The organism is Pseudomonas tohonis (assembly GCF_012767755.2).
Taxonomy (GTDB): domain Bacteria; phylum Pseudomonadota; class Gammaproteobacteria; order Pseudomonadales; family Pseudomonadaceae; genus Metapseudomonas; species Metapseudomonas tohonis.
In genome coordinates, this window is record NZ_AP023189.1 from 4,239,255 (window position 1) to 4,258,644 (window position 19,390).

Here is a 19,390-nt window from a genome sequence, read left to right on the forward strand (position 1 = left end):
GACAGGCGCCGGGGCCCTGATATCGCCTGCCGAGGTGCATGATGAAAGCGTCCGCCCAGGACACCGCGCTGCCCAGCCATATCGCCAAAGGCACCCCCGCCTTCCTGCGCACCAGCCTCGCGCTGTTCTGCGGCGGCTTCGCCACCTTCGCCCTGCTCTACTGCGTGCAACCGATGATGCCGGTGCTGGCCCGGGCCTTCGCCATCAGCGCCACGCAGAGCAGCATGGTCCTGTCGGTTTCCACCCTCGCCCTGGCCTGCGGCCTGCTGCTGACCGGCTCGCTCTCCGACGCACTCGGGCGCAAGCGGGTGATGGTGGTCTCGCTGCTCTGCGCCGGGCTCTTCACCCTCGCCAGCGCGGCCATGCAGAGCTGGGAAATGGTGCTGGCCATGCGCGTGCTGGTGGGGCTGTCGCTGAGCGGGCTGACCGCCGTGGCCATGACCTACCTGAGCGAGGAGATCGACCCGCGCCATACCGGCCTCGCGGTCGGGCTGTACATCGGTGGCAACGCCATCGGCGGCATGAGCGGGCGACTGGTGGCCGGGGTGATGGTCGACTACATCTCCTGGCACTGGACGCTCGCCACCATCGGCGCGCTGGCGCTGATCGCCGCCCTGGTGTTCTGGCGTGTGCTGCCCGAATCACGACACTTCCAGGCGCGCCCCATCACCGCGAAGAACCTCTTCGGCGGCTTCGCCCTGCATTTTCGCGATGCGCGCCTGCCGCTGCTGTTCCTCGAAGCCTTCCTGCTGATGGGCAGCCTGGTGACCTTCTTCAACTACATCGGCTTCCACCTGCTGGATGCGCCCTACCACCTCAGCCAGGCGGCGGTGGGCATGCTTTCCATCGTCTACCTGTCGGGCACCTACAGCTCGGCGATGGTCGGCTCGCTGGCGGATCGCGTCGGCCGGCAGAAGGTGCTCTGGGTTGTGATCCTGCTGATGCTGGCCGGCTTCGGCCTCACCCTGCTCGAGCCGCTGGCGCTGATCCTGCTGGGCATGCTGCTGTTCACCTTCGGCTTCTTCGGCGCCCATTCGGTGGCCAGCAGCTGGGTCGGGCGCCGCGCCGTGCAGGCCAAGGGCCAGGCGGCCTCGCTGTACCAGACCTTCTACTACGCGGGCTCGGGGATAGCCGGCACCCTCGGCGGGTTGTTCTGGCACCGCGCCGGCTGGAGCGGTATCGGCCTGTTCATCGGAGGCTTGCTGGGCCTGGCGCTGCTGATCGCCCTGCACCTGGCCCGGCAACCCCAGGGCGCGGCCCTGGGTGGGTCCCCGCGTTCACGGGGATGACGGACACCGTCCTCCTCGCGTACGGGCAGCCCTGCCCAACGAGCCGTTTCAACCCGACTGCATGCCCAGCGACCGCAGCCGCGCCTCGGGATCGCTGTCGGGGTCGCGGCTCACCGCCAGACCGGCGCCTTCGGTCATGGCGCGCAGGGCGGCGGCCGGGGCCTCGGCCATGCCGGTGGGGGCCTTGTAGTCATCCGGCAGCGCCGCATTGAACGCGGCCATCCGCCGTCCGATCTCCTCGTCGTTGGCGCCGGCGGCCACAGCCTCCCGGATCAGGTTGACGCGCTGCCGGGTGACCTCGTCGATACGCGCCTCGGCCTCGGCCATGCTGGTGGCGGTCAGGGGCTGGCCGGGAGAGAGGACGCGCCAGGGCGGGCCCGATGAGTCGACGGCCCCGCCATCGCCGGTGGCGGCCGGCGCTTCCGGCTCGCTGGCGGGGCTGTAGACCGCCTCGGGTGCCACCTGGCTCGACGGATCGTCGGCGAGGCCGGGGTCACCTTCACCGGCCTGATCGAGAAGGCTCCTGGCCTCCTCCGAAATGGTCACCCTGTCCTGGTAGCGGGAAGCGTTCTCCTCCTGGACCTGGACGGACCTGTCGAGGGCTGAGATCGAGGGGTCTTTCATCGCGTTGGACTGCCTGATGTAGGAATACCAGTCGTTCACTCCTGCGTTGATCTTCATGGGGTTTCCTTTTGGCCGTGCCCGGCGAACCGCCGCCGGGGTTGGAGGGCTGGGGCTTGCAACTGCACCAAGCCGGCGTGTGCTGCCATACGGAATTTCAAGCACAGGGCCTGGGGAGCAATGGCCGTGCCAGCCACTGGCCCGCCCGGGGCACCCGGCGACAAAAACCTTTGCCTTCAACGGCTTGCAAACCCACGCCAGGGCGGCCCACAGTCCTTGCCGAGAACTGCAGGGGCCAGTGCTTGCCGGATGCGGCAGGTCCCTGCCACCTCGCTTGCCATGATGGCAATCGGCCCGACTCCTGCTTTACTTGGCGGACTTCGACGAGCGATGACGACCAGGGAGCGGCGCGATGGAAGACCAGTACAAGGCGGAACGGGATCGGATCACCTGGCGCCGCAAGGCCCTGGGCCTCGATGGCGGCAACGAGACGCCAAGACGCCCCTGGGCCCTGGCCCTCTCCGGTGGCGGCATCCGCAGCGCCACCTTCTGCTTCGGCGTGCTCCAGGCCCTGGCCCGCGCGCCCATCGACCCCGGCGCCAATCGCCCAGCGAAAGGCGATGAAGACGACCCGAACGCACGCGTGCTGCCGCGTTTCGACTACCTCTCCACCGTCAGTGGCGGCGGCTACATGGGCTCGTTCTTCTCCAGCCTGTTCCAGCCCGAGCGGCTGCGACCGGTCAATGGCGACGAACAGGAAAAGGCCCGCCAGGCCGCACTCGACGCCTACCGGGTGATGCGCTACCAGCCGCCGGGGCGCATCCACTCCTCCGACAACTACCGGGCAGCACCGGTGGGCGCCGGCCCCACCGCCTGGCTGCGGGAGAACGGTCGCTACCTGACGCCCACCGGTGCCGGCGACCTGACCTACGCCCTGGCGATGACCTGGCGCAACTGGCTCTCGGTGCAGTACGTGATCGGCATGCCGATGCTGCTGGCGCTGGCCCTGATCGCCCTCGCCCAGGGAGTCGTCTGCCACCTCTGGCCGACCGGCCCGCTCTGCGCCAGCCTGCTGCTGGTGCCCGGCGGCGTGGCGCTGCTCAGCGTGGCACCGCTGATGCTCGCCTACTGGCTGATCTACTCGCGCAAGAGCCAGGACGAGCCCCCGGCCCTGGCCAACTGGGCGACCCTGTGCGCCGTGGTGATCGTCGCCGCCATGGCCATCCCCGCCATCTACCTGCAACTGCACACGCCCGACACCACCAACCCGGTGGAAATCCTGCTGTGGCTGACCATCATCGTCACCGTGCTCGGGCTGCTCTGGTGCGCGGCGCTGGTCTTCACCCAGGACCACGGCTCGACCCCCGATGACGCCGGCCTCGACGCCAACAACGTGCGCAACTACCGGTTGCGGGTCACCCGTGCGCTGAGCCAGGCGATCACCGTCACCGGCGCACTGCTGGCCCTGGCGCTGCTCCACCAACTGGCCCAGGAGCTCTACGTGGTGCTCGCCCGGGGCTACTGGCAGGCTTCCGCCCCCGCCGCGTTGCTGCCGGCGCTGGCCTGGATCGCCCGCCACCTGGCCCGAGCCAGCGACGACAAGCCGCTCCCCAGCTGGCTCAGCAGGCTGCCGCTGGACGTCATCGCCCTGGTCGCCGGCATCGTCATGCTGGTCTGCATCGCCCTGCTCTGGGGCCTGCTGGTGCAATGGGTGGCCTGGAACGGCCAGGTGCCCGGCCCGGACGCCATGCCGCCCTTCGCCCTTCAGCGCCTGACCGGGCTCGCCGTCGTGGCGGCGCTGCTGGCCTGGGTCTCCGGGCAGTTCATCGGCTTCATCAACCTTTCCACCCTGCAGGCCTTCTACGCCGCACGCCTGACCCGCGCCTACCTCGGCGCCTCCAACGGCCAGCGCTTCGACGTGCCCAGCCGGCAGAGCCGCAAGCGCATGAGCGTGGCACAGACCCTGTCCCACGACGACATCGCCCTGGACAGCTACTACCGCACCCGCACCGCCGGCCCGCTGCACCTGATCAACGTCACCATGAACCTCACGGTCGACCCCTCCGAGCAACTGGTGCAGCGCGACCGCAAGGGCAAGCCGCTGTGCGTGGCGCCCTACTGGTACGCCCCGGGCAACCCCGGCGCCGAGGCGGTGAGCTTCATCCTCGACGGCGAGCGCAAGGTGCGCATCGCGCCCAGCGGCAAGGGCGAGATCAACCAGCCGCTGTCCCTCGGCCAGTGGGTGGCCACTTCCGGCGCCGCCTTCAGCACCGGCCTGGGCCGCGCCACCAGCCTGGGCACCTCCCTGGCCCTGGGCCTGGCCAACGTGCGCCTGGGCACCTGGTGGCAGAGCAACTTCCCGCCGCGCCAGGCCGGCCCGTCGAAGAACTCCGAGCGCCTGTCGCGCTGGCTGCCGGCGCAGACCTACCTGTTCTACGAACTCACCGCCCACTTCCACGGCCACCGCCGCGACAAGCTCTACCTCACCGACGGCGGCCACTTCGAGAACACCGCCACCTACGAACTGGTGCGCCCGGAGCGCGACATCGAGCTGATCGTCATGTGCGACTGCGGCTGCGACCCGGAGTACCGCTTCGACGACCTGGCCAACCTCATCCGCCTGTCGCGCATCGACCACGCCCTGGAGATCGAGGAAGACACCGACGTGCTCGACCACCCGCTGCTGTCCCGGGTGTTCGCCAGCCTCGAGGGCTTCCGCCAGCCGCCCAAGCCCACCGATCGCCACTGCGCCATGCTGCTCAACGTGTTCAGCAGCGGCGAACGCGACGATGCCGACGCCCCGCGCGTGCTCACCAGCCGCATCCTCCTGCTCAAGCCACGGCTGATCGAGTCGCTGCCGGTGGACGTGCTCAACTACGCCCGCGCCAACCCGGTGTTCCCCAACCAGAGCACCGCCGACCAGTTCTTCGACGAAGCCCAGTTCGAGAGCTACCGCCAGCTCGGCCTGTGCATCGGCCAGCAACTGTTCGGTGACGGCCTCAACCACAACGCCATCGCCAATGCCCTGTGGAGCTACCTGGCCAAACCGCCGCGCGGCGTGCGCCTGAATCGCAAGGCTGATGATCGAGGGTAAGCGGAGCCGTCAGGCTGGCGGGAAGGCGATGACCGTCAGCTTCACCGAGCCATCGAAAGAGCCCGGTTGCTGGGCGCTGTGCATCTGCCAGTGGTTGGCATCGTTCTGCGACTGGGTGATCACGCCGACGAAGGGGGCGGTCGAGGTCGAGGGATTGCGGCTACCGACGAAGTCCCCCCCCAACCGGCTCGGCCGCATGGTCTGGAAGTCGAAATAGCGGAGCGTTCCCCCGGCCAGTATCGCGTTCAGCCAATGGCACTTGTTCTCACTGTCATGAGGAACGAAACCCGACGCCAGCACCGCGAAAACGGTCTTCTCCGGCTGGCCTCGCATCCACGCCTCGGCCTCGGTGCGATCGAGGGAATCACCCGAGTGAAGGGCCTTTCGGCCGGTGTTGACGGCGACATAGTCGGCGATCGCAATGGCCTGGGCCTTGGTATCGGGCCCCATGGTCGTCTGGCAATCCCCGGTGTTCCGGGCCTGGGCGACATGGGAGGAAGAAATGCTTGAGTGCCCAACCGTCAGGTTGACGGCCCCGGCCGCGGTACAGGCTGCGCAATTGCGGACCGACTCGCCCCGGTAGGGCTGCCAGCGCAACCCGGATACCGCATTCACATGATCGACCATGATGACCTCCCTGCTCTATCGTCAGCGCCCGATCGAGGTCGCTGAAAACACTCAGAAGCGCTCCAGCTGCGGCAGCCACACGCGGATCAGCGAGAACAGGCGCTCCAGGTCGATGGGCTTGGCCAGGTAGTCGCTGGCGCCGGCCTTCATGCACTGCTCCTGGTCATCCTTCATCGCCTTGGCGGTGACCGCGATGATCGGCAGCCTGGCCCAGCGCGGCTCCTGGCGGATGCGCCGGGTGGCCTCGTAGCCGTCCATCACCGGCATCATCACGTCCATCAGCACCAGGTCGATGTCGGGGTTCTCCTCGAGCTTGTCGATGGCCTCCTGGCCATTGCGCGCGGTGACCACCTGGGTGCCCTTCTCGTCCAGCGCGCTGATGAGGGCGAAGATGTTGCGCACGTCGTCGTCCACCACCAGCACCTTACGCTTCTCGAACACCTTGTCGCGGTTGCGCGCGGTCTGCAGCATCCGTTGGCGTTCGCTGGAAAGCGATGATTCGACCTTGTGCAGGAACAGCGTGACCTCGTCCAGCAGGCGCTCGGGCGAGCGCGCGCCCTTGATGATGATCGAGCGCGAATGCTTGAGCAGGTCCTCCTCCTCGTCGCGGGTGAGGTTGCGCGAGCTGTAGACGATCACCGGCGGGAAGGTGCCGAGGTCTTCGGCGGCCATGCGCTTGAGCAGCTCGTTGCCATGCATGTCGGGCAGCTTGAGGTCGATGATCATGCAGTCGAACTGGGTTTCGCGCAGCCGCGCCAGGGCCTCCTCGCCCCGTTCGGCGGCGACCACCTGGATGTCCTCGTCGCCCACCAGGCGGGTGATGCCGTCGCGCTGCGAGGCGTCGCCCTCGACCACCAGCACGCGCTTGACCTTCTGCGTGAGCTTGGCCTCCAGGCGCGAGAAGACGTCCACCAGCAGCTCACGCGTGGTGGGCTTCTGCGCATAGCCGATGGCGCCCAGGTGCAGCGCGGGCTCGGTGCGGTCGTCGGTGGAGACGACGTGCACGGGGATGTGGCGGGTGTGCGGATCGTCCTTGAGCCGTTGCAGCACCGAGAGGCCGGAGTCGTCCGGCAGGCGCATGTCGAGGAGGATGGCATCCGGCCCGTGCGCGCCGGCCAGGCGCAGGCCCTCCCCGGCACTCTGCGCCACCAGGCAGCGGTAGCCGAGTTCGTGGGCCAGGTCGTAGAGGATCTGCGCGAACTTGGGTTCGTCCTCGATCACCAGCACGCAGCGCCCGCCCTGGTCGGCCAGGCCGCGGTCGTCGGGGAAGGCCGGCACCTCCGGCTGCTCCTCGTCCGGGGCCGGCGTCGGCTCGGGCAAGGGGGCGGGTTCGACGGGCTCCGGTGCCGCCTCCTCGGCCTGGTAGCTCTCCGGCAACCACAGGGTGAACAGGCTGCCCTGCCCCGGCTCGCTGCGCAGCACGATGCTGCCACCGAGCATCTGCGCCAGGTTGCGCGAGATCGACAGGCCCAGGCCGGTGCCGCCGAAGCGCCGGTTGGTGGTGCCGTCGGCCTGGCGGAAGGCCTCGAAGATGAAGTTCTGCTGTTCCTGGCTGATGCCGATGCCGGTGTCGGCGACTTCGAAGGCGATGCCGCCCTCCGCCGGGCGCACGCGCAGGCGCACGCTGCCCTCGTGGGTGAACTTGAAGGCGTTGGAGAGCAGGTTCTTGAGGATCTGCTCCACCCGCTGGCTGTCGCTGAAGAACTGCCGGGGCGCGGCGGCATCCACCTGCACCTGGAACTCCAGCTGCTTCTCCGTCGCCTGCGGCCGGAAGAGGTTCTCCAGGTTCTCCACCATGCGCGCCAGCTCGGTCTGTTCCGGGCGTATCTCCAGGCGCCCGGCCTCGACCTTGGCGATGTCGAGGATGTCGTTGATCAGCTTCAGCAGGTCGGTGCCGGAGGAGTAGATCAGCTCGGCATATTTCACCTGCTGCCCGTCGAGGTTGCCCTTGCGGTTCTCCGCCAGCAGCTTGGAGAGGATCAGCGAACTGTTCAGCGGCGTGCGCAGCTCATGGGACATGTTGGCGAGGAACTCGGACTTGTAGCGGCTGGCCCGCTCCAGTTCCTCGGCGCGCTGTTCCAGCTCCTTGCGAGCGCGGTCGAGGGCATGGTTGCGCTCGTCCAGCGTGTCGCGCTGCTCCACCAGGCGCAGGGTCTTCTCGTTGAGCTGCTCGTTGGTCTGCTCCAGCTCGGCCTGCTGCGTCTCCAGGCTGGCCTGGGATTCGCGGATCAGCCGCGACTGGTCCTCCAGCTCCTCGTTGGCGGTGCGCAGCTCCTCCTGCTGCACCTGCAGCTCCTCGTTGAGCTGCTGGGTCTCGGTGAGCACATCGTGCAGGCGCTGGCGATAACGCGCCGCCTCGATGGAAGCCCCGAGGCTGCCGCCGATGGCATCGAGGAAGGCCTGGTCACGCTCATCCAGCGGCCGCAGGAAGCCCAGCTCGACGATGCCGTTGACGCTGCCTTCGGTGGCCGTGGGCGCGAGCATCACCGCGAGCGGGTCGTCGCTGCCCAGCCCGGAGTTGACCTTGAGGTAGCCTGGCGCCAGGCCCTCCAGCACCCGGGAACGGCGCTCCACCGCCACCTGCCCGACCATCCCCGCGCCATCGGCGAAGGCCTGCTCGCGGGCCTGCTCCTCGGGAGAGAAGCCGTAGTCCGCCACGCGGCGCAGCTCGCCGTTCTCCTGGCGTACGTAGAGCGCCCCTACCACCATGCCCAGGTACTGGGCGAGGAAATCCAGCACCGCCCGCCCGATGCTGGAGGACGACTGCTGGCCGATGATGGCTTCGGCCAGGCGCGACTGCCCTTCGCGCAGCCAGGCCTGCTGCTGCAGTTTCTGGTTGTCGGCGAGCTGGCGTTCCAGCGTGGCGCCATAGGTACGGGAAAGGCCCAGCAGCTCGCGCCGTCCGATGAACGCCAGCAAGCCGCTGAAGCCCAAGCTGAACAGCAGGTAGGCGACGACGGTGAAGATGGCGGTGTTGCTCGCCCGCTCGTTGCGCTCGTGGCGCAGTTGCTGCTCGGTGGCAATGAAATCGGCGAAGGTCCGGCGGATGCCGTCCACCAACTGCTTGCCACGCTTCTCGCGGATGGCGGTGGTGACGTCCTGGTTGGCACGGCGGCGCTCGATCATCTCCTGGGCGAAGGCGCCCCAGCGCTCCTGCATGGCTTCGATGCGGCGCACCTTCTCCAGCTGGACGGGGTTGTCCCCGACCAGCTCGGCCAGCTCCTCCATCCGCGACTCCAGGCGCGGCGTGGCCTCTTCGAAGGGGTCGAGGAACTCGTCATCCCCGGCGATCAGGTAACCGCGCAGGCTCGACTCACGCTCCAGCGTGTAGCGAAAGCCCTCGTTGGCCTTGCCCATGACCATATCGGTGTGCTCGACCCAGCTCAGCACGTACAGCAGGTAGCCGATCAGGGCGATGAACAGCGCGGCGCCGAGCACGCCGATGCCGATCGGCAGGGCCACATTGCGGGAGAGGATGCGGCGGAAACTTCTTTCGTCGATGCTGGCGGTGGCGTTCATCGGCTGTCCCTGGAATGGATGCGCAAGACCCGAAGACGGGCGCCCAACGCATCGCCGATTCCCTGGTGACCGCTGGGCTGTGGTGCGCAGCGCCGAGCGCTGCCTGAGGAAAATGTAGCTAGTTGCAGTGGGAATGCTCGTTTGTGCCGCTCAGGAACCTGGCAGGCAGCCATCCACCCATCCCCTCACCTGCTCGGCGCTGGGCGCTTCGGGGGCGAAGAGGATGCGGTAGATCATCGGGGCCACCACGGCGTCGATCAGTTGTTCGGCGCTGGGGGCGGGGTCGTGGCGCTGGGCGGCGCGGTCGAGGATGAGTTGCAGCTGGCAGCGGACGAGATCGGCGCATTGGCCGGGGTAGTCGCCGGCGAGGTCGGAGACGACATCTCGGATCAGGGTGCGGCCAAGTTCGGAGCTCATCTCGTCGAGGTATTGCTCGGCCCAGGCGTGCAGGTCGCCGGCGAGGGTGCCGGTGTCCTGGGGCTCGCCGGGGAGCATGCGCTCCAGGGCGACGTCGGCCAGCAGGGCGGAGAGATCGCCCCAGCGGCGGTAGATGGTGGAGGGCGTGACGCCCGCGCGGGCGGCGATCTGCGGGACGGTGAGGTCGGCGCGGTCGCGCTCCTCGAGCAGTGCACGCACTGCCGCGTGGATGGACTCCTGCACCCGGGCGCTGCGCCCGCCAGTGCGGCGGTTTTCTTTGATGGCCATGGCGGCGGACCTTATCACAAAGAATTTGCGTTAAGGAATTGCCGGGCGCAGACTGCGCAAACGCAATTACTTAGCTTTAGCGAGACGACCATGGCCCAGTCCGCCGACACCTGCCTCGACCAACGCCACGCCCGCAGCGGCATCGCCTTGCTGGCCGCCACCCTGCTGAGCTTCCTGGCCGCCTCCAGTGCGCCCACGCCGCTGTATCCGGTCTATCAGGCACAGTGGAGCTTCAGCCCGGCGATGCTGACACTGGTGTTCGCCATCTATGCCTTCAGCCTGCTGGCCGCGCTGCTCACCCTGGGCAAGCTGTCGGACTACCTGGGCCGGCGGCCGGTGATCCTCGCCGCCCTGTTGCTGGAGATGCTGGCGATGGCGCTGTTCATCGAGGCCGATGGCGTCGCCTGGCTGCTGGCGGCGCGGGTGATGCAGGGGTTCGCCACGGGGATGGCGACCAGCGTGCTGGGGGCGGCGCTGCTGGATCGCAACCCCGAGCGCGGACCGCTGTTCAACAGCGTGGCGCCGCAGCTAGGCATGGCGTGCGGCGCGCTGGGTTGCGGAATGCTGGTGGAGTGGGCGCCCTGGCCGTTGCACCTGGTCTACCTGGTCCTGCTGCTGGTGTTCGCCGCCCAGGCATCGCTGGCGTGGTGGCTGCCGGAATCCATCTCGCGCCGCCCGGGTGCCATCGCCTCGCTGCGTCCGACCCTGAAGGTACCGCCCCAGGCCCGTGGGGCGCTGTGGCGCACGCTGCCGGTGAATGTCGCGGTCTGGTCCCTGGGCGGCTTCTACCTGTCGCTTGCGCCCTCGCTGATCCGCGCGGCCACCGGCTCCAACTCGGCGCTGGTGGGCGGGCTGGCGGTGACGGCTCTGACATTGAGCGGCGCGCTGTCGATCCTGTGGTTGCGCCAGCACACGGCGCAGCAGGTGCTGCGCATCGCCACCGCCCTGCTTCTGGCAGGTGTGGGCGCCATGCTGGTGGCGGTGCAGGCCGGCTGGCTGTGGCTGTTCCTGGTGGCTTCGCTGGTGGCCGGTGGCGGCTTCGGTTCGGGCTTCCTCGGGGCACTGCGCAGCGTGATGCCGTTGGCTCATGCCCATGAGCGCGCCGGGCTGATGGCCACCTACTACGTGATCAGTTACCTGGCGTTCTGCGTACCGGCACTGCTGGCCGGGGTATCGGCGCGCCACTTCGGATTGGTGGCGACCGCCACGGGGTTCGCGCTGGTTCTGATCGGCCTGATCCTCGTCGCACTGCGGGGCGTGTGGCGGGCCGAGCGCACCTGAAGCAAGGGCCCCGTCCAGCCGACGATTGGATTACACCCGTAATATACAAGCGTTTGAATTACGCATATCATCCTAAGCATGCGCCCCGTCGGATCGCTCGAACCCCGGCGCTCCCGCCGGCTCCGCCCGGCCCAACCTGCAAGGACCCGAGATATGCAATCCATCGTCATCGCCGGTTTCGCCCGTTCGCCCTTCCACTTCGCCAAGAAGGGCGGGCTGATCAACATCCGCCCGGACGACCTCGCCGGCCAGGTCGTCAAGGGCCTGGTGGACCGCCTGGACATCGACCCCAGCGAGATCGAGGACCTGATCCTCGGTTGCGCCTATCCCGAGGCCGAACAGGGCATGAACCTGGCGCGCATCGTCGGCTTCCTCTCCGGCCTGCCGCAGAGCGTGGCCGGGGCGACGGTGAACCGCTTCTGCGGCTCGTCGATGACCGCCATCCACTTCGCCGCCGGGCAGATCCAGCTCGGTGCCGGAGAGGCCTTCATCTGCGGCGGCGTGGAGTCCATGACCCGTGTGCCGATGGGCGGCTTCAACATCTCGCCCAACCCGCGCCTGGCCAGCGGCGAGATCCAGGCCTATATCCCCATGGGCCACACTGCCGAGATCGTCGCCGAGCGCTACGCCATCAGCCGCGCGGACCAGGAGGCGATGGCCGTGCAATCCCACGGGAAGGCGGCCGACGCGCGCCTGCGCGGCCTGCTGCAGGACGAGATCATCACCATCGAGACACCGGACGGCCCGGTCACCGAGGACGGCTGCATCCGCCCCGGCACCAGCGCCGAGGCACTGGCCCAGTTGAAGCCGGCCTTCGGCGGCAGCGTGACCGCCGGCACCGCCTCGCCGCTGACCGACGGCGCGGCGGCGGTGTTCGTCTGCACCGAGGCATTCGCCCGGCGCTGGAAGCTGGACATCCTCGCCCGCATCAAGGCGGTCGCGGTGGTCGGCTGCGCGCCGGAAGTGATGGGCATGGGCCCCCTGCACGCCACCCGCAAGCTGCTGCAACGCAGCGGCCTGTCGGTGAACGACATCGACCTGTTCGAGATCAACGAAGCCTTCGCCAGCCAGGCGCTGGCCTGCATCCGCGAACTGGACATCGACATCGCCAAGGTCAACCTGGACGGCGGCGGCATGGCCATCGGGCACCCGCTGGGCGCCACCGGCGCGCGCATCACCGGCAAGGCGGCCTCGCTGCTCAAGCGCACGGGGGGCCGCTATGCCGTCGCCACCCAGTGCATCGGTGGCGGCCAGGGCGTGGCCACCCTGCTGGAAAGCGTCGAGTGAGGCGCCGAGGGAGGTGCGAGTGCGCCTCCCCTTTCGTCGGCCATCGGCATCGCTGCGACGGCAACTGCATACAGGCGGTGAATATGGAATTACAATCGCCATACTAACGCCCGGAATTTGAGGCCACTGCCATGCGCTACTCGGAAGACCACAAGGCCGAAACCCACAAACGCATCATCGCCGAAGCGTCCCGCCGCTTCCGTGCGGACGGCATCGACGCCACCGGCCTGCAGCCGCTGATGAAGGCATTGGGCCTGACCCACGGCGGCTTCTACGCCCACTTCAAGTCCAAGGATGCGCTGGTACAGGAGGCCCTGCGCGCCGCGGCCAATGACGCCAGCGGCCAGTGGGCCAAGGTGCTCGCCAAGCCGGAGCCGCTCAAGACCCTGTTCAAGCGCTACCTCTCGCCGGAACACCGCGACAACCCGGACGCCGGCTGCCCGTTGCCGACCATGTCCTCGGAGCTGGGCCAGCGCGGCCAGGCCAGCCCCATCAGCGACGAGGTGGTGGGCAACCTGCTGAGGATGATCGAGAAGGAAACGGGCGACCCGCAGGAAGCGATGGCGATGGTCGCCACCATGGTCGGCGCGCTGAGCCTGTCCCGCAGCGTGGCGGACGAGGCCCTGTCCAAGCGCATTCTCGAGGATGCCTGCAGCAACCTGACCGCACGCCTGGAAGAGAAGAAAGGCGGCAAGGCCTGAGCCCGCCGCCACGATCCCCATGAGCGGCCGCAAGGGCCGCTCCGTTCAGCCCATCCAGCGCCGGAACAGCGCGCAGGCATTCACCCCGCCGAAACCGAAGCCGTTCGACAGCGCGTAGTTGATGGTCATCGGCCGCGCCGCGCCATGGACGATGTCCACGCCGGCGGCGTCTTCGTCCGGTTGTTCGAGGTTCAGGGTGGGCGGCGCCACCTGGTCGCGGATGGCCAGTACGGTGAAGATCGCCTCCAGCCCGCCGGCGGCGCCAAGCAGGTGCCCGGTGGCGGACTTGGTGGCGGAAACCGCGATCCCACCCTCCTCGCCGAACACCGCCTTGATCGCCGCCAGCTCGCCTTTGTCGCCCACCGGGGTGGAGGTGGCATGGGCATTGAGGTGCTGGATCTGCCGCGGCTCGATGCCGGCCTGGGCGATGGCGGTGCGCATGGCACGCTGGGCGCCGCTGCCGTCCTCCGGCCCCGCCGTGAGGTGGTAGGCGTCGGCACTGGTGCCATAGCCCACCAGCTCGGCGATGGGCGTGGCGCCGCGTGCCAGGGCATGGTCGAGTGATTCGATCACCAGCATGCCGGCGCCCTCCCCCATGACGAAGCCATCGCGACGGCTGTCGAAGGGCCGGGATGCCTGTTCCGGGTGTTCGTTGAAATCGGTGGACAGCGCCCGGGCCGCCGCGAAGCCGGCCAGCGCCACGCGGTCGATCGAAGCCTCGGCGCCGCCGCACAGGGCGATGTCCACCTCGCCGGAGCGGATCATCCGCGCCGCATCGCCGATGGCCTGCACGCTCGCGGCGCAGGCGGTCACCGGGGCGCCGATGGGGCCCTGGAAACCATGGCGGATGCTGACGTGCCCGGCGGCCAGGTTGACCAGGAAGGAGGGAATGGTGAAAGGCGACAGGCGTCGCGGGCCCCGGCTATCGGTGGTGCGCACGGCGTCGGCGATGGCACCGAAGCCGCCGATGCCGGAGCCGATCACCGTGGCGGTACGGGCCTTCTTCTCGTCGCTGTCGGCGACCCAGCCGGCTTGCTGCAGGGCTTCATCGGCGGCGGCCAGGGCGAAGAGGATGAAGCGGTCCATCTTCTTCTGCTCCTTCGGTGCCGCCGCACTGTCGGGATCGAAGCCACCCTCGGGGTCTTCTTCCCGCGTCGGTACGCTGCCGCCGACCTTGGTCGCAAGATCCCGCACGGTGTCTTCGGGCAGGGCACGCAGGCCCGAGCGACCCGCCAGCAGGCGCTGCCAGGCGGTTTCCACGCCGCAGCCCAGGGGCGAGACCAGCCCCATGCCGGTGACGACGATTCGTTGCGAGTTCATCATTTCCCTCCAAGTATCAAGCAGGTCGTGGAGCCGGTGGCGTAGAGCTTCCCGTCCACGTCATAGATGCGGCCCTCGGCCAGTGCGGTCGAGCGGCCCACGTGGATGATGCGCCCTTCCGCCCTCACCGGCCCGGTGTCCACGGTCATGGCCCGCACGTAGCTGATGCGCAGGTCGGTGGTGGTGTAGCCCTGCCCCGGCTTGACGTGCATATGGATGGCGCAGCCCATGCAGGAGTCCAGCAGGGTCGCCGCATAGCCGCCATGCACGGTGCCCAGCGGATTGTAGTGACGGGCATCCGGAACGCCCTGGAACACGAAGCGCTCCTCCGACCATTCGATGGGCACGAAGCCCATCAGTTCACCTATCGGTGGCGAGGGCAGGTCGCCCCGACCGATGCCGTCGAAAAATTCGCGCGGGCTCAGTTGCACCACCTCGGACATGCTCAGGGTGCCGGGCTTCAGCCGCGCCCACATGGCGCGCTCGGCCTCCAGCCAGGCCTGCAGCTTCTCTTCTCGGCTCGATTCGCTCATGGCGCTTTTCCTTCTCGCTCGGCCCGCGGGCCCGATTTGAATTTCGACCATCATATAACGAGGCGCAGGGCCTTGCGCAAGGCCACCCGATGGGCGCCTCGCGCGGGCGGGGTCAGAGCCCCATCTGCTTGCCGATGATCTCGTTCATGATCTCCCGCGAGCCACCGCCAATGGAGAGAATGCGGTTGTCACGGTACAGGCGCTCCACCAGGCTCTCGCGCATGTAGCCCATGCCGCCGAGCATCTGCACGGCGTCGTAGGTGAGGCGATCGGCGATGTCGGTGGCGAAGTTCTTGGCCATGGAGATTTCCTTGATCACGCTCTTGCCGGCGGCCATCTTCGCCGCCTGGCGGTAGGTGAACTCGCGGGACACCTCCACTTGCGTGGCCATCTCGGCCAGGCGGTGCTTGAGCACCTGGAACTTGCCGATGGGCTTGCCGAAGGCCTCGCGCTCCCGCGCCCAGGCCAGGGACTCCTCCAGTGCCAGTTGCGCCGTCATGTTGGCCATGATGGCCAGGGCGAGGCGCTCGGACTGGAAGTTGGCCATGATGCAGGCGAAGCCCATGTTCTCGACACCGATCAGGTTGGCCGCCGGCACCCGGCAGTCCTCGAAGAACAGTTCGGCAGTGTCGGAGGCCCACCAGCCCATCTTCTTCAGCTTGCGGCCCACGCTGAAGCCGGGGGTGCCCTTCTCGATCAGCAGCAGGCTGACGCCGCCGAAGCCGTCGCCGCCGGTGCGTACCGCCACGGTGTAGTAGTCGGCGCGCACGCCGCTGGTGATGAAGGTCTTGCTGCCGTTAACCCGGTAGAAATCCCCCTCGCGCACGGCACGGGTCTTCAGGTTGGCCACATCCGAACCGCCGGACGGCTCGGTGATGGCCAGGGCCATGATCTTCTCGCCGGCCAGCACCTGGGGCGCGATGCGCTCGCGCAGTTCCGGGCGGCCCCACTTGATCAGCGGGGGCAGGCCTATATCCAGGGAGCCCAGCCCGGCCACCAGGCCGCCGGAACCGCTGCGCATCAGCTCTTCGCTGGCCGCCACCTTGGCGAACAGGTCGCCCTCGTGGCTGCCGCCGTACTGCTCGGGGTAGCCGATGCCGAGGATGCCGGCAGCGCCGGCCTTGAGGTAGAGCTCGCGGGGGAATTCCTCGGCCTCCTCCCAGTCGCCGATATGCGGGAGGATCTCCCGCTCGACGAAGCGGCGCACCGAGTCGCGCACCAGTTGATGGGATGGATCGAAGTATTCCTGGCAAGCGGACATGGCGTGGCTCCCTGTTTGAGTCAGAGAAACTTACCGAGCGCTTGCTTGGTTTTCAAGGCGTGACATGCGCCATCGATCAGGACGTATGCGCCGCTCCGAAGCGCTCCCGATAGGCCGAAGGCGGGAGCCCGACGGCGTTGCGAAAGGCCACGCGAAAGCTTTCCACCGAACGGAAGCCGCACAGCTCGGCAATGCGCTCGCTGCCGTCGACGCCGCCCTCCAGCAGCTCGCGGGCACGGGCCAGGCGTTCGTGCTGCAACCAGGCCTTGGGCGTCATGCCGGTGGCCTCGCTGAAGCGACGCAGGAAGGTGCGCTCGCTCATGGCCACGCGGCGAGCCAGCTGGCTCACTTCCAAGGGCTCGTGCAGGTGCTGCCGGGCCCACTGCATCAGCGCCGAAAGATCGTTACGCGGAGCACGGGCCACCGGGGCGGGAATGAATTGCGCCTGGCCGCCGGCACGCTGGGGCGACATCACCAGGCGTCGCGCCACGGTGTTGGCCACCTGGGTGCCGAAATCCCGCGCCACCAGGTGCAGGCAGGCGTCGATGCCAGCGGCGCTGCCCGCCGAGCTGATCAGTTGGCCGGCATCGACATAGAGCACCTCGGGGTCCACCTCGATGGCGGGAAAGCGCCGCGCCAGCTCCTCGGCATAGCGCCAGTGGGTGGTGGCGCGCTGGCCGTCCAGCAGGCCGCTGGCGGCGAGGACGAAGACGCCGGAGCAGATGGACACCAGCCGCGCCCCACGGGCGTGGGCGGCACGCAAGGCTGCCAGCAGCCGCTCCGGGGGCGCCTCGGCGCGGTCACGCCAGCCGGGAATGACGATGGTCCGAGCCTCGGCCAGGCGCTCCAAGCCAGCATCGGCCAGCACCTGGATGCCGCCCATGGCGCGCATGGGGCCGTCGTCCAGGCCGACGATGCAGTGGCGGTACCAGGGAAAATCGAACTCGGGCCGGGGCAGGCCGAAGACCTCCACGGCGATGCCGAATTCGAAGGTGCAGAGGCCGTCGTAGGCGAGGATGGCCACCAGGCCGGGGTCGTCGTTCATTTGGCGGAAACTTACCAGTCGCTGTCCTGCCCGCCACTGTAGAGCAGCAAGCGCGCTGGATACAGTGGCGCCATCAAACCAACCGATGGAGAGCCACCATGCCCAGCCTCATCAGCCAGTTCCCCGCCGCCGCTCCCGATGCGGCCCTGGCCCACTTCACCCAGCGCCTGGCCTTCGAGACCGACTGCTCGGACGTGAATGCCAGCCAGCAGGCGGGCGAGATCGACTACGTGCTGGTCGATGTGCGTGGCGAAGCAGCCTACGCCGCCGGCCATGTGCCGGGCGCGATCAACATCCCCCATCGGCTGATGAGCGCCGAGTTCATGGCCGCCTACCCGCGCGACACGTTGTTCGTCGTCTACTGCGCGGGCCCCCACTGCAATGGTGTCCACCGCGCCGCCGTGCGCCTGGCCGGGCTGGGCTTCGCGGTGAAGGAAATGCTCGGCGGCGTCACCGGCTGGCTGGACGAGGGGCTGAGCCTGACCGGTGCGCAAAGCCCGCAGGAAGCCCGCCCGGCGATCCCGTGCGCATGCTGAGCCCTGTGGTACGGGAGGCGCGGGCCGAGGACGTGCCCGCCCTCCTCCCGCTGATGCGCGAGCTGGCCCGTTTCGAGGATTACCTGGAGGACTTCGCTGTGGACGAGGCGCAGTTGCTGGCCCGAGCGTTCGGCCGGGAGCCCCAGTGCCGGGTGTTCGTGGCCGAGGCCGCTGGCACGTTGCTCGGTTACGCGGTGGCGCTGGAGATCGCCTTCACCTATGACCTGCGTCCCAGCGTGCTGCTCAAGGAGCTGTCCGTGGCAGCGCCGGCACGATCGCTCGGCATCGGCGAACGCCTGCTCGGGGCCGTCGCGCGGTTTGCGTTGGCGCGCGGTGCGGGGCGGATGAAGTGGGATGTACTGGCGGGCAACGGTGATGCCGAGCGTTTCTACCAGCGCCTAGGCGGGCGGCCGGACGGCAAATGGATCGCCTATGGGATGGATGCGGAGGCGCTGGCGGCCTTGGCGGATCAATCCGTGCCCGAGTCGGCAGCGGCCCCGGGCTGAAGCCCGGGCTACGTGCCGCGCTGATCAGAGGCCGATGGGGCGGCGACCGGCCAGGGCGTGGGTCAGGGTGCCGCCGTCCACCAGCTCCAGCTCGCCACCCAGCGGTACACCGTGGGCGATGCGCGAGGCGATCAGGCCCTTGGGCGCCAGCAACTGGGCGATGTAATGGGCAGTGGCCTCGCCTTCGACCGTGGGGTTGGTGGCGAGGATCACTTCGCTGAAGGCGCCGGCGTCGACCCGCGCCATCAGCTCGGGAATGCCGATGGCTTCCGGGCCCAGGCCATCGAGGGGCGAGAGGTGCCCCTTGAGCACGAAGAAACGCCCCCGGTAGCCGGTCTGTTCGACGGCGAACACGTCCAGCGGCCCTTCCACCACGCACAGCAGCGAATCGTCGCGACGCGGGTCGGCGCATTGCGGACAAAGGTCGTCCTCGCTGAGGGTGCGGCACTGCTTGCAATGCCCCACGCCTTCCATCGCCGAAGTCAGCGCCTGGGCCAGGCGCAGGCCACCGCTGCGATCACGCTCGAGCATCTGCAGCGCCATGCGCTGGGCAGTCTTCTGCCCTACACCAGGCAGGATGCGCAGGGCGTCGATCAGTTGGCGGATCAGCGGGCTGAAGCTCATCGGAAAGTCTCAAAGAAGAAAGCTGGAAGCTGGAAGCTGCAAAGAATCGGGGAAATCGTGCCAGGCCACCCGCTTCTGCTTGAAGCTTGCGGCTTGGCACTTGGAGCTATTTGATCAGAAAGGCATCTTGAAGCCGGGCGGCAATTGCATGCCGGCCGTCATGCCGGACATCTTTTCCTGGCTGTTCTGCTCGATCTTGCGCACGGCGTCGTTGACGGCAGCGGCGATCAGGTCTTCGAGGATTTCCTTGTCTTCCTGCATCAGGCTGTCGTCGAGGGTGACGCGCTTGACGTCATGGCGACCGGTCATCACCACGCTCACCAGGCCGGCACCGGACTGCCCGGTGACCTCGGCATTGGCCAGCTCTTCCTGCATCTTCTGCATCTTTTCCTGCATCTGTTGGGCCTGTTTCATCAGGCCTGCCATGCCACCCTTCATCAT

Annotated in this window: 17 protein-coding genes; 7 read left to right on the forward strand and 10 right to left on the reverse strand. The window is 68.3% G+C overall.

All coding sequences use genetic code 11. The features are described from left to right. The first annotated feature begins 38 nt into the window (after positions 1–38). Entirely contained in the window at positions 39–1,289 is a 1,251-nt protein-coding gene (locus HSX14_RS19180; protein WP_173179381.1) for an MFS transporter, read from the forward strand. A gap of 48 nt (positions 1,290–1,337) precedes the next feature. Here HSX14_RS19180 and HSX14_RS19185 read toward each other — a convergent pair whose 3' ends face one another. Then, positions 1,338–1,970 carry a hypothetical protein gene (locus tag HSX14_RS19185; protein ID WP_173179379.1) on the reverse strand — a complete coding sequence of 211 codons (633 nt, stop codon included), beginning with the start codon at positions 1,968–1,970 and terminating at the stop codon, positions 1,338–1,340. Positions 1,971–2,322: 352 nt separating this feature from the next. On the opposite strand from HSX14_RS19185, the gene HSX14_RS19190 reads away from it, so the two are divergent. Then, positions 2,323–5,004, forward strand: coding sequence for a patatin-like phospholipase family protein (locus HSX14_RS19190; protein WP_173179377.1), 2,682 nt, complete (start codon positions 2,323–2,325; stop codon positions 5,002–5,004). Between the two features lie 9 nt (positions 5,005–5,013). On the opposite strand, the gene HSX14_RS19195 is transcribed toward HSX14_RS19190, so the two are convergent. The 3 genes from HSX14_RS19195 to HSX14_RS19205 form a co-directional block, all read right to left on the reverse strand. Beyond that, a complete protein-coding gene (locus tag HSX14_RS19195; protein WP_173179376.1) occupies positions 5,014–5,631 on the reverse strand; it encodes a hypothetical protein in 618 nt (205 codons plus the stop codon). Positions 5,632–5,682: 51 nt separating this feature from the next. Further along, entirely contained in the window at positions 5,683–9,150 is a 3,468-nt protein-coding gene (locus HSX14_RS19200; RefSeq protein ID WP_173179374.1) for a response regulator, read from the reverse strand. Between the two features lie 150 nt (positions 9,151–9,300). Continuing rightward, positions 9,301–9,855, reverse strand: coding sequence for a TetR/AcrR family transcriptional regulator (locus HSX14_RS19205; RefSeq protein WP_173179372.1), 555 nt, complete (start codon positions 9,853–9,855; stop codon positions 9,301–9,303). A gap of 90 nt (positions 9,856–9,945) precedes the next feature. Between HSX14_RS19205 and HSX14_RS19210 the strand changes: the two genes are divergently transcribed. The 3 genes from HSX14_RS19210 to HSX14_RS19220 all read left to right on the forward strand — a co-directional run bounded on the left by HSX14_RS19210 (position 9,946) and on the right by HSX14_RS19220 (position 13,124). Further along, positions 9,946–11,136: an MFS transporter gene (locus tag HSX14_RS19210; protein ID WP_173179370.1), complete on the forward strand. Its 1,191-nt coding sequence runs from the start codon at positions 9,946–9,948 to the stop codon at positions 11,134–11,136. 153 nt (positions 11,137–11,289) lie between these two features. Further along, on the forward strand, positions 11,290–12,423 hold the full coding sequence (locus HSX14_RS19215) for a thiolase family protein (protein WP_173179368.1): 1,134 nt from the start codon (positions 11,290–11,292) through the stop codon (positions 12,421–12,423). A 131-nt stretch (positions 12,424–12,554) separates the two neighbouring features. Continuing rightward, a complete protein-coding gene (locus HSX14_RS19220; RefSeq protein WP_173179366.1) occupies positions 12,555–13,124 on the forward strand; it encodes a TetR/AcrR family transcriptional regulator in 570 nt (189 codons plus the stop codon). Positions 13,125–13,169: 45 nt separating this feature from the next. Here the strand turns inward: HSX14_RS19220 and fabF are convergent, their stop codons facing one another. The 4 genes from fabF to ftrA form a co-directional block, all read right to left on the reverse strand. Continuing rightward, the gene (fabF, locus tag HSX14_RS19225) at positions 13,170–14,444 is read right to left on the reverse strand and encodes a beta-ketoacyl-ACP synthase II (RefSeq protein WP_173179364.1); all 1,275 of its coding nucleotides are present in this window, start codon (positions 14,442–14,444) and stop codon (positions 13,170–13,172) included. Then, positions 14,444–14,977, reverse strand: coding sequence for a PaaI family thioesterase (locus HSX14_RS19230; RefSeq protein ID WP_173179362.1), 534 nt, complete (start codon positions 14,975–14,977; stop codon positions 14,444–14,446). The genes fabF and HSX14_RS19230 overlap by 1 nt, the downstream gene beginning before the upstream one ends. Positions 14,978–15,089: 112 nt before the next feature. Continuing rightward, positions 15,090–16,238 carry an acyl-CoA dehydrogenase family protein gene (locus HSX14_RS19235; protein ID WP_173179360.1) on the reverse strand — a complete coding sequence of 383 codons (1,149 nt, stop codon included), beginning with the start codon at positions 16,236–16,238 and terminating at the stop codon, positions 15,090–15,092. 76 nt (positions 16,239–16,314) lie between these two features. Beyond that, the gene (ftrA, locus tag HSX14_RS19240) at positions 16,315–17,283 is read right to left on the reverse strand and encodes a transcriptional regulator FtrA (RefSeq protein ID WP_173179358.1); all 969 of its coding nucleotides are present in this window, start codon (positions 17,281–17,283) and stop codon (positions 16,315–16,317) included. A gap of 98 nt (positions 17,284–17,381) precedes the next feature. Between ftrA and HSX14_RS19245 the strand changes: the two genes are divergently transcribed. Next, positions 17,382–17,819 carry a rhodanese-like domain-containing protein gene (locus tag HSX14_RS19245; RefSeq protein WP_173179356.1) on the forward strand — a complete coding sequence of 146 codons (438 nt, stop codon included), beginning with the start codon at positions 17,382–17,384 and terminating at the stop codon, positions 17,817–17,819. Then, the gene (locus HSX14_RS19250) at positions 17,813–18,325 is read left to right on the forward strand and encodes a GNAT family N-acetyltransferase (RefSeq protein WP_173179389.1); all 513 of its coding nucleotides are present in this window, start codon (positions 17,813–17,815) and stop codon (positions 18,323–18,325) included. Before HSX14_RS19245 ends, HSX14_RS19250 begins: the two co-directional genes overlap by 7 nt. A gap of 24 nt (positions 18,326–18,349) precedes the next feature. On the opposite strand, the gene recR is transcribed toward HSX14_RS19250, so the two are convergent. Then, entirely contained in the window at positions 18,350–18,949 is a 600-nt protein-coding gene (gene recR / locus HSX14_RS19255; protein ID WP_111263429.1) for a recombination mediator RecR, read from the reverse strand. A 114-nt stretch (positions 18,950–19,063) separates the two neighbouring features. Continuing rightward, positions 19,064–19,390: a YbaB/EbfC family nucleoid-associated protein gene (locus tag HSX14_RS19260; RefSeq protein WP_111263428.1), complete on the reverse strand. Its 327-nt coding sequence runs from the start codon at positions 19,388–19,390 to the stop codon at positions 19,064–19,066.

Bases quoted from the DNA above. Each gene is read 5' to 3' on its own strand.
- HSX14_RS19200 (WP_173179374.1), bottom strand. From the start codon at position 9,150: ATGAACGCCACCGCCAGCATCGACGAAAGAAGTTTCCGCCGCATCCTC.
- ftrA (WP_173179358.1), bottom strand. From the start codon at position 17,283: ATGAACGACGACCCCGGCCTGGTGGCCATCCTCGCCTACGACGGCCTC.
- HSX14_RS19220 (WP_173179366.1), top strand. From the start codon at position 12,555: ATGCGCTACTCGGAAGACCACAAGGCCGAAACCCACAAACGCATCATC.
- HSX14_RS19205 (WP_173179372.1), bottom strand. From the start codon at position 9,855: ATGGCCATCAAAGAAAACCGCCGCACTGGCGGGCGCAGCGCCCGGGTG.
- HSX14_RS19235 (WP_173179360.1), bottom strand. From the start codon at position 16,238: ATGTCCGCTTGCCAGGAATACTTCGATCCATCCCATCAACTGGTGCGC.
- HSX14_RS19180 (WP_173179381.1), top strand. From the start codon at position 39: ATGATGAAAGCGTCCGCCCAGGACACCGCGCTGCCCAGCCATATCGCC.
- HSX14_RS19210 (WP_173179370.1), top strand. From the start codon at position 9,946: ATGGCCCAGTCCGCCGACACCTGCCTCGACCAACGCCACGCCCGCAGC.
- HSX14_RS19215 (WP_173179368.1), top strand. From the start codon at position 11,290: ATGCAATCCATCGTCATCGCCGGTTTCGCCCGTTCGCCCTTCCACTTC.
- HSX14_RS19245 (WP_173179356.1), top strand. From the start codon at position 17,382: ATGCCCAGCCTCATCAGCCAGTTCCCCGCCGCCGCTCCCGATGCGGCC.
- recR (WP_111263429.1), bottom strand. From the start codon at position 18,949: ATGAGCTTCAGCCCGCTGATCCGCCAACTGATCGACGCCCTGCGCATC.
- HSX14_RS19195 (WP_173179376.1), bottom strand. From the start codon at position 5,631: ATGGTCGATCATGTGAATGCGGTATCCGGGTTGCGCTGGCAGCCCTAC.
- HSX14_RS19260 (WP_111263428.1), bottom strand. From the start codon at position 19,390: ATGATGAAGGGTGGCATGGCAGGCCTGATGAAACAGGCCCAACAGATG.
- HSX14_RS19190 (WP_173179377.1), top strand. From the start codon at position 2,323: ATGGAAGACCAGTACAAGGCGGAACGGGATCGGATCACCTGGCGCCGC.
- HSX14_RS19185 (WP_173179379.1), bottom strand. From the start codon at position 1,970: ATGAAGATCAACGCAGGAGTGAACGACTGGTATTCCTACATCAGGCAG.
- HSX14_RS19230 (WP_173179362.1), bottom strand. From the start codon at position 14,977: ATGAGCGAATCGAGCCGAGAAGAGAAGCTGCAGGCCTGGCTGGAGGCC.
- fabF (WP_173179364.1), bottom strand. From the start codon at position 14,444: ATGAACTCGCAACGAATCGTCGTCACCGGCATGGGGCTGGTCTCGCCC.
- HSX14_RS19250 (WP_173179389.1), top strand. From the start codon at position 17,813: ATGCTGAGCCCTGTGGTACGGGAGGCGCGGGCCGAGGACGTGCCCGCC.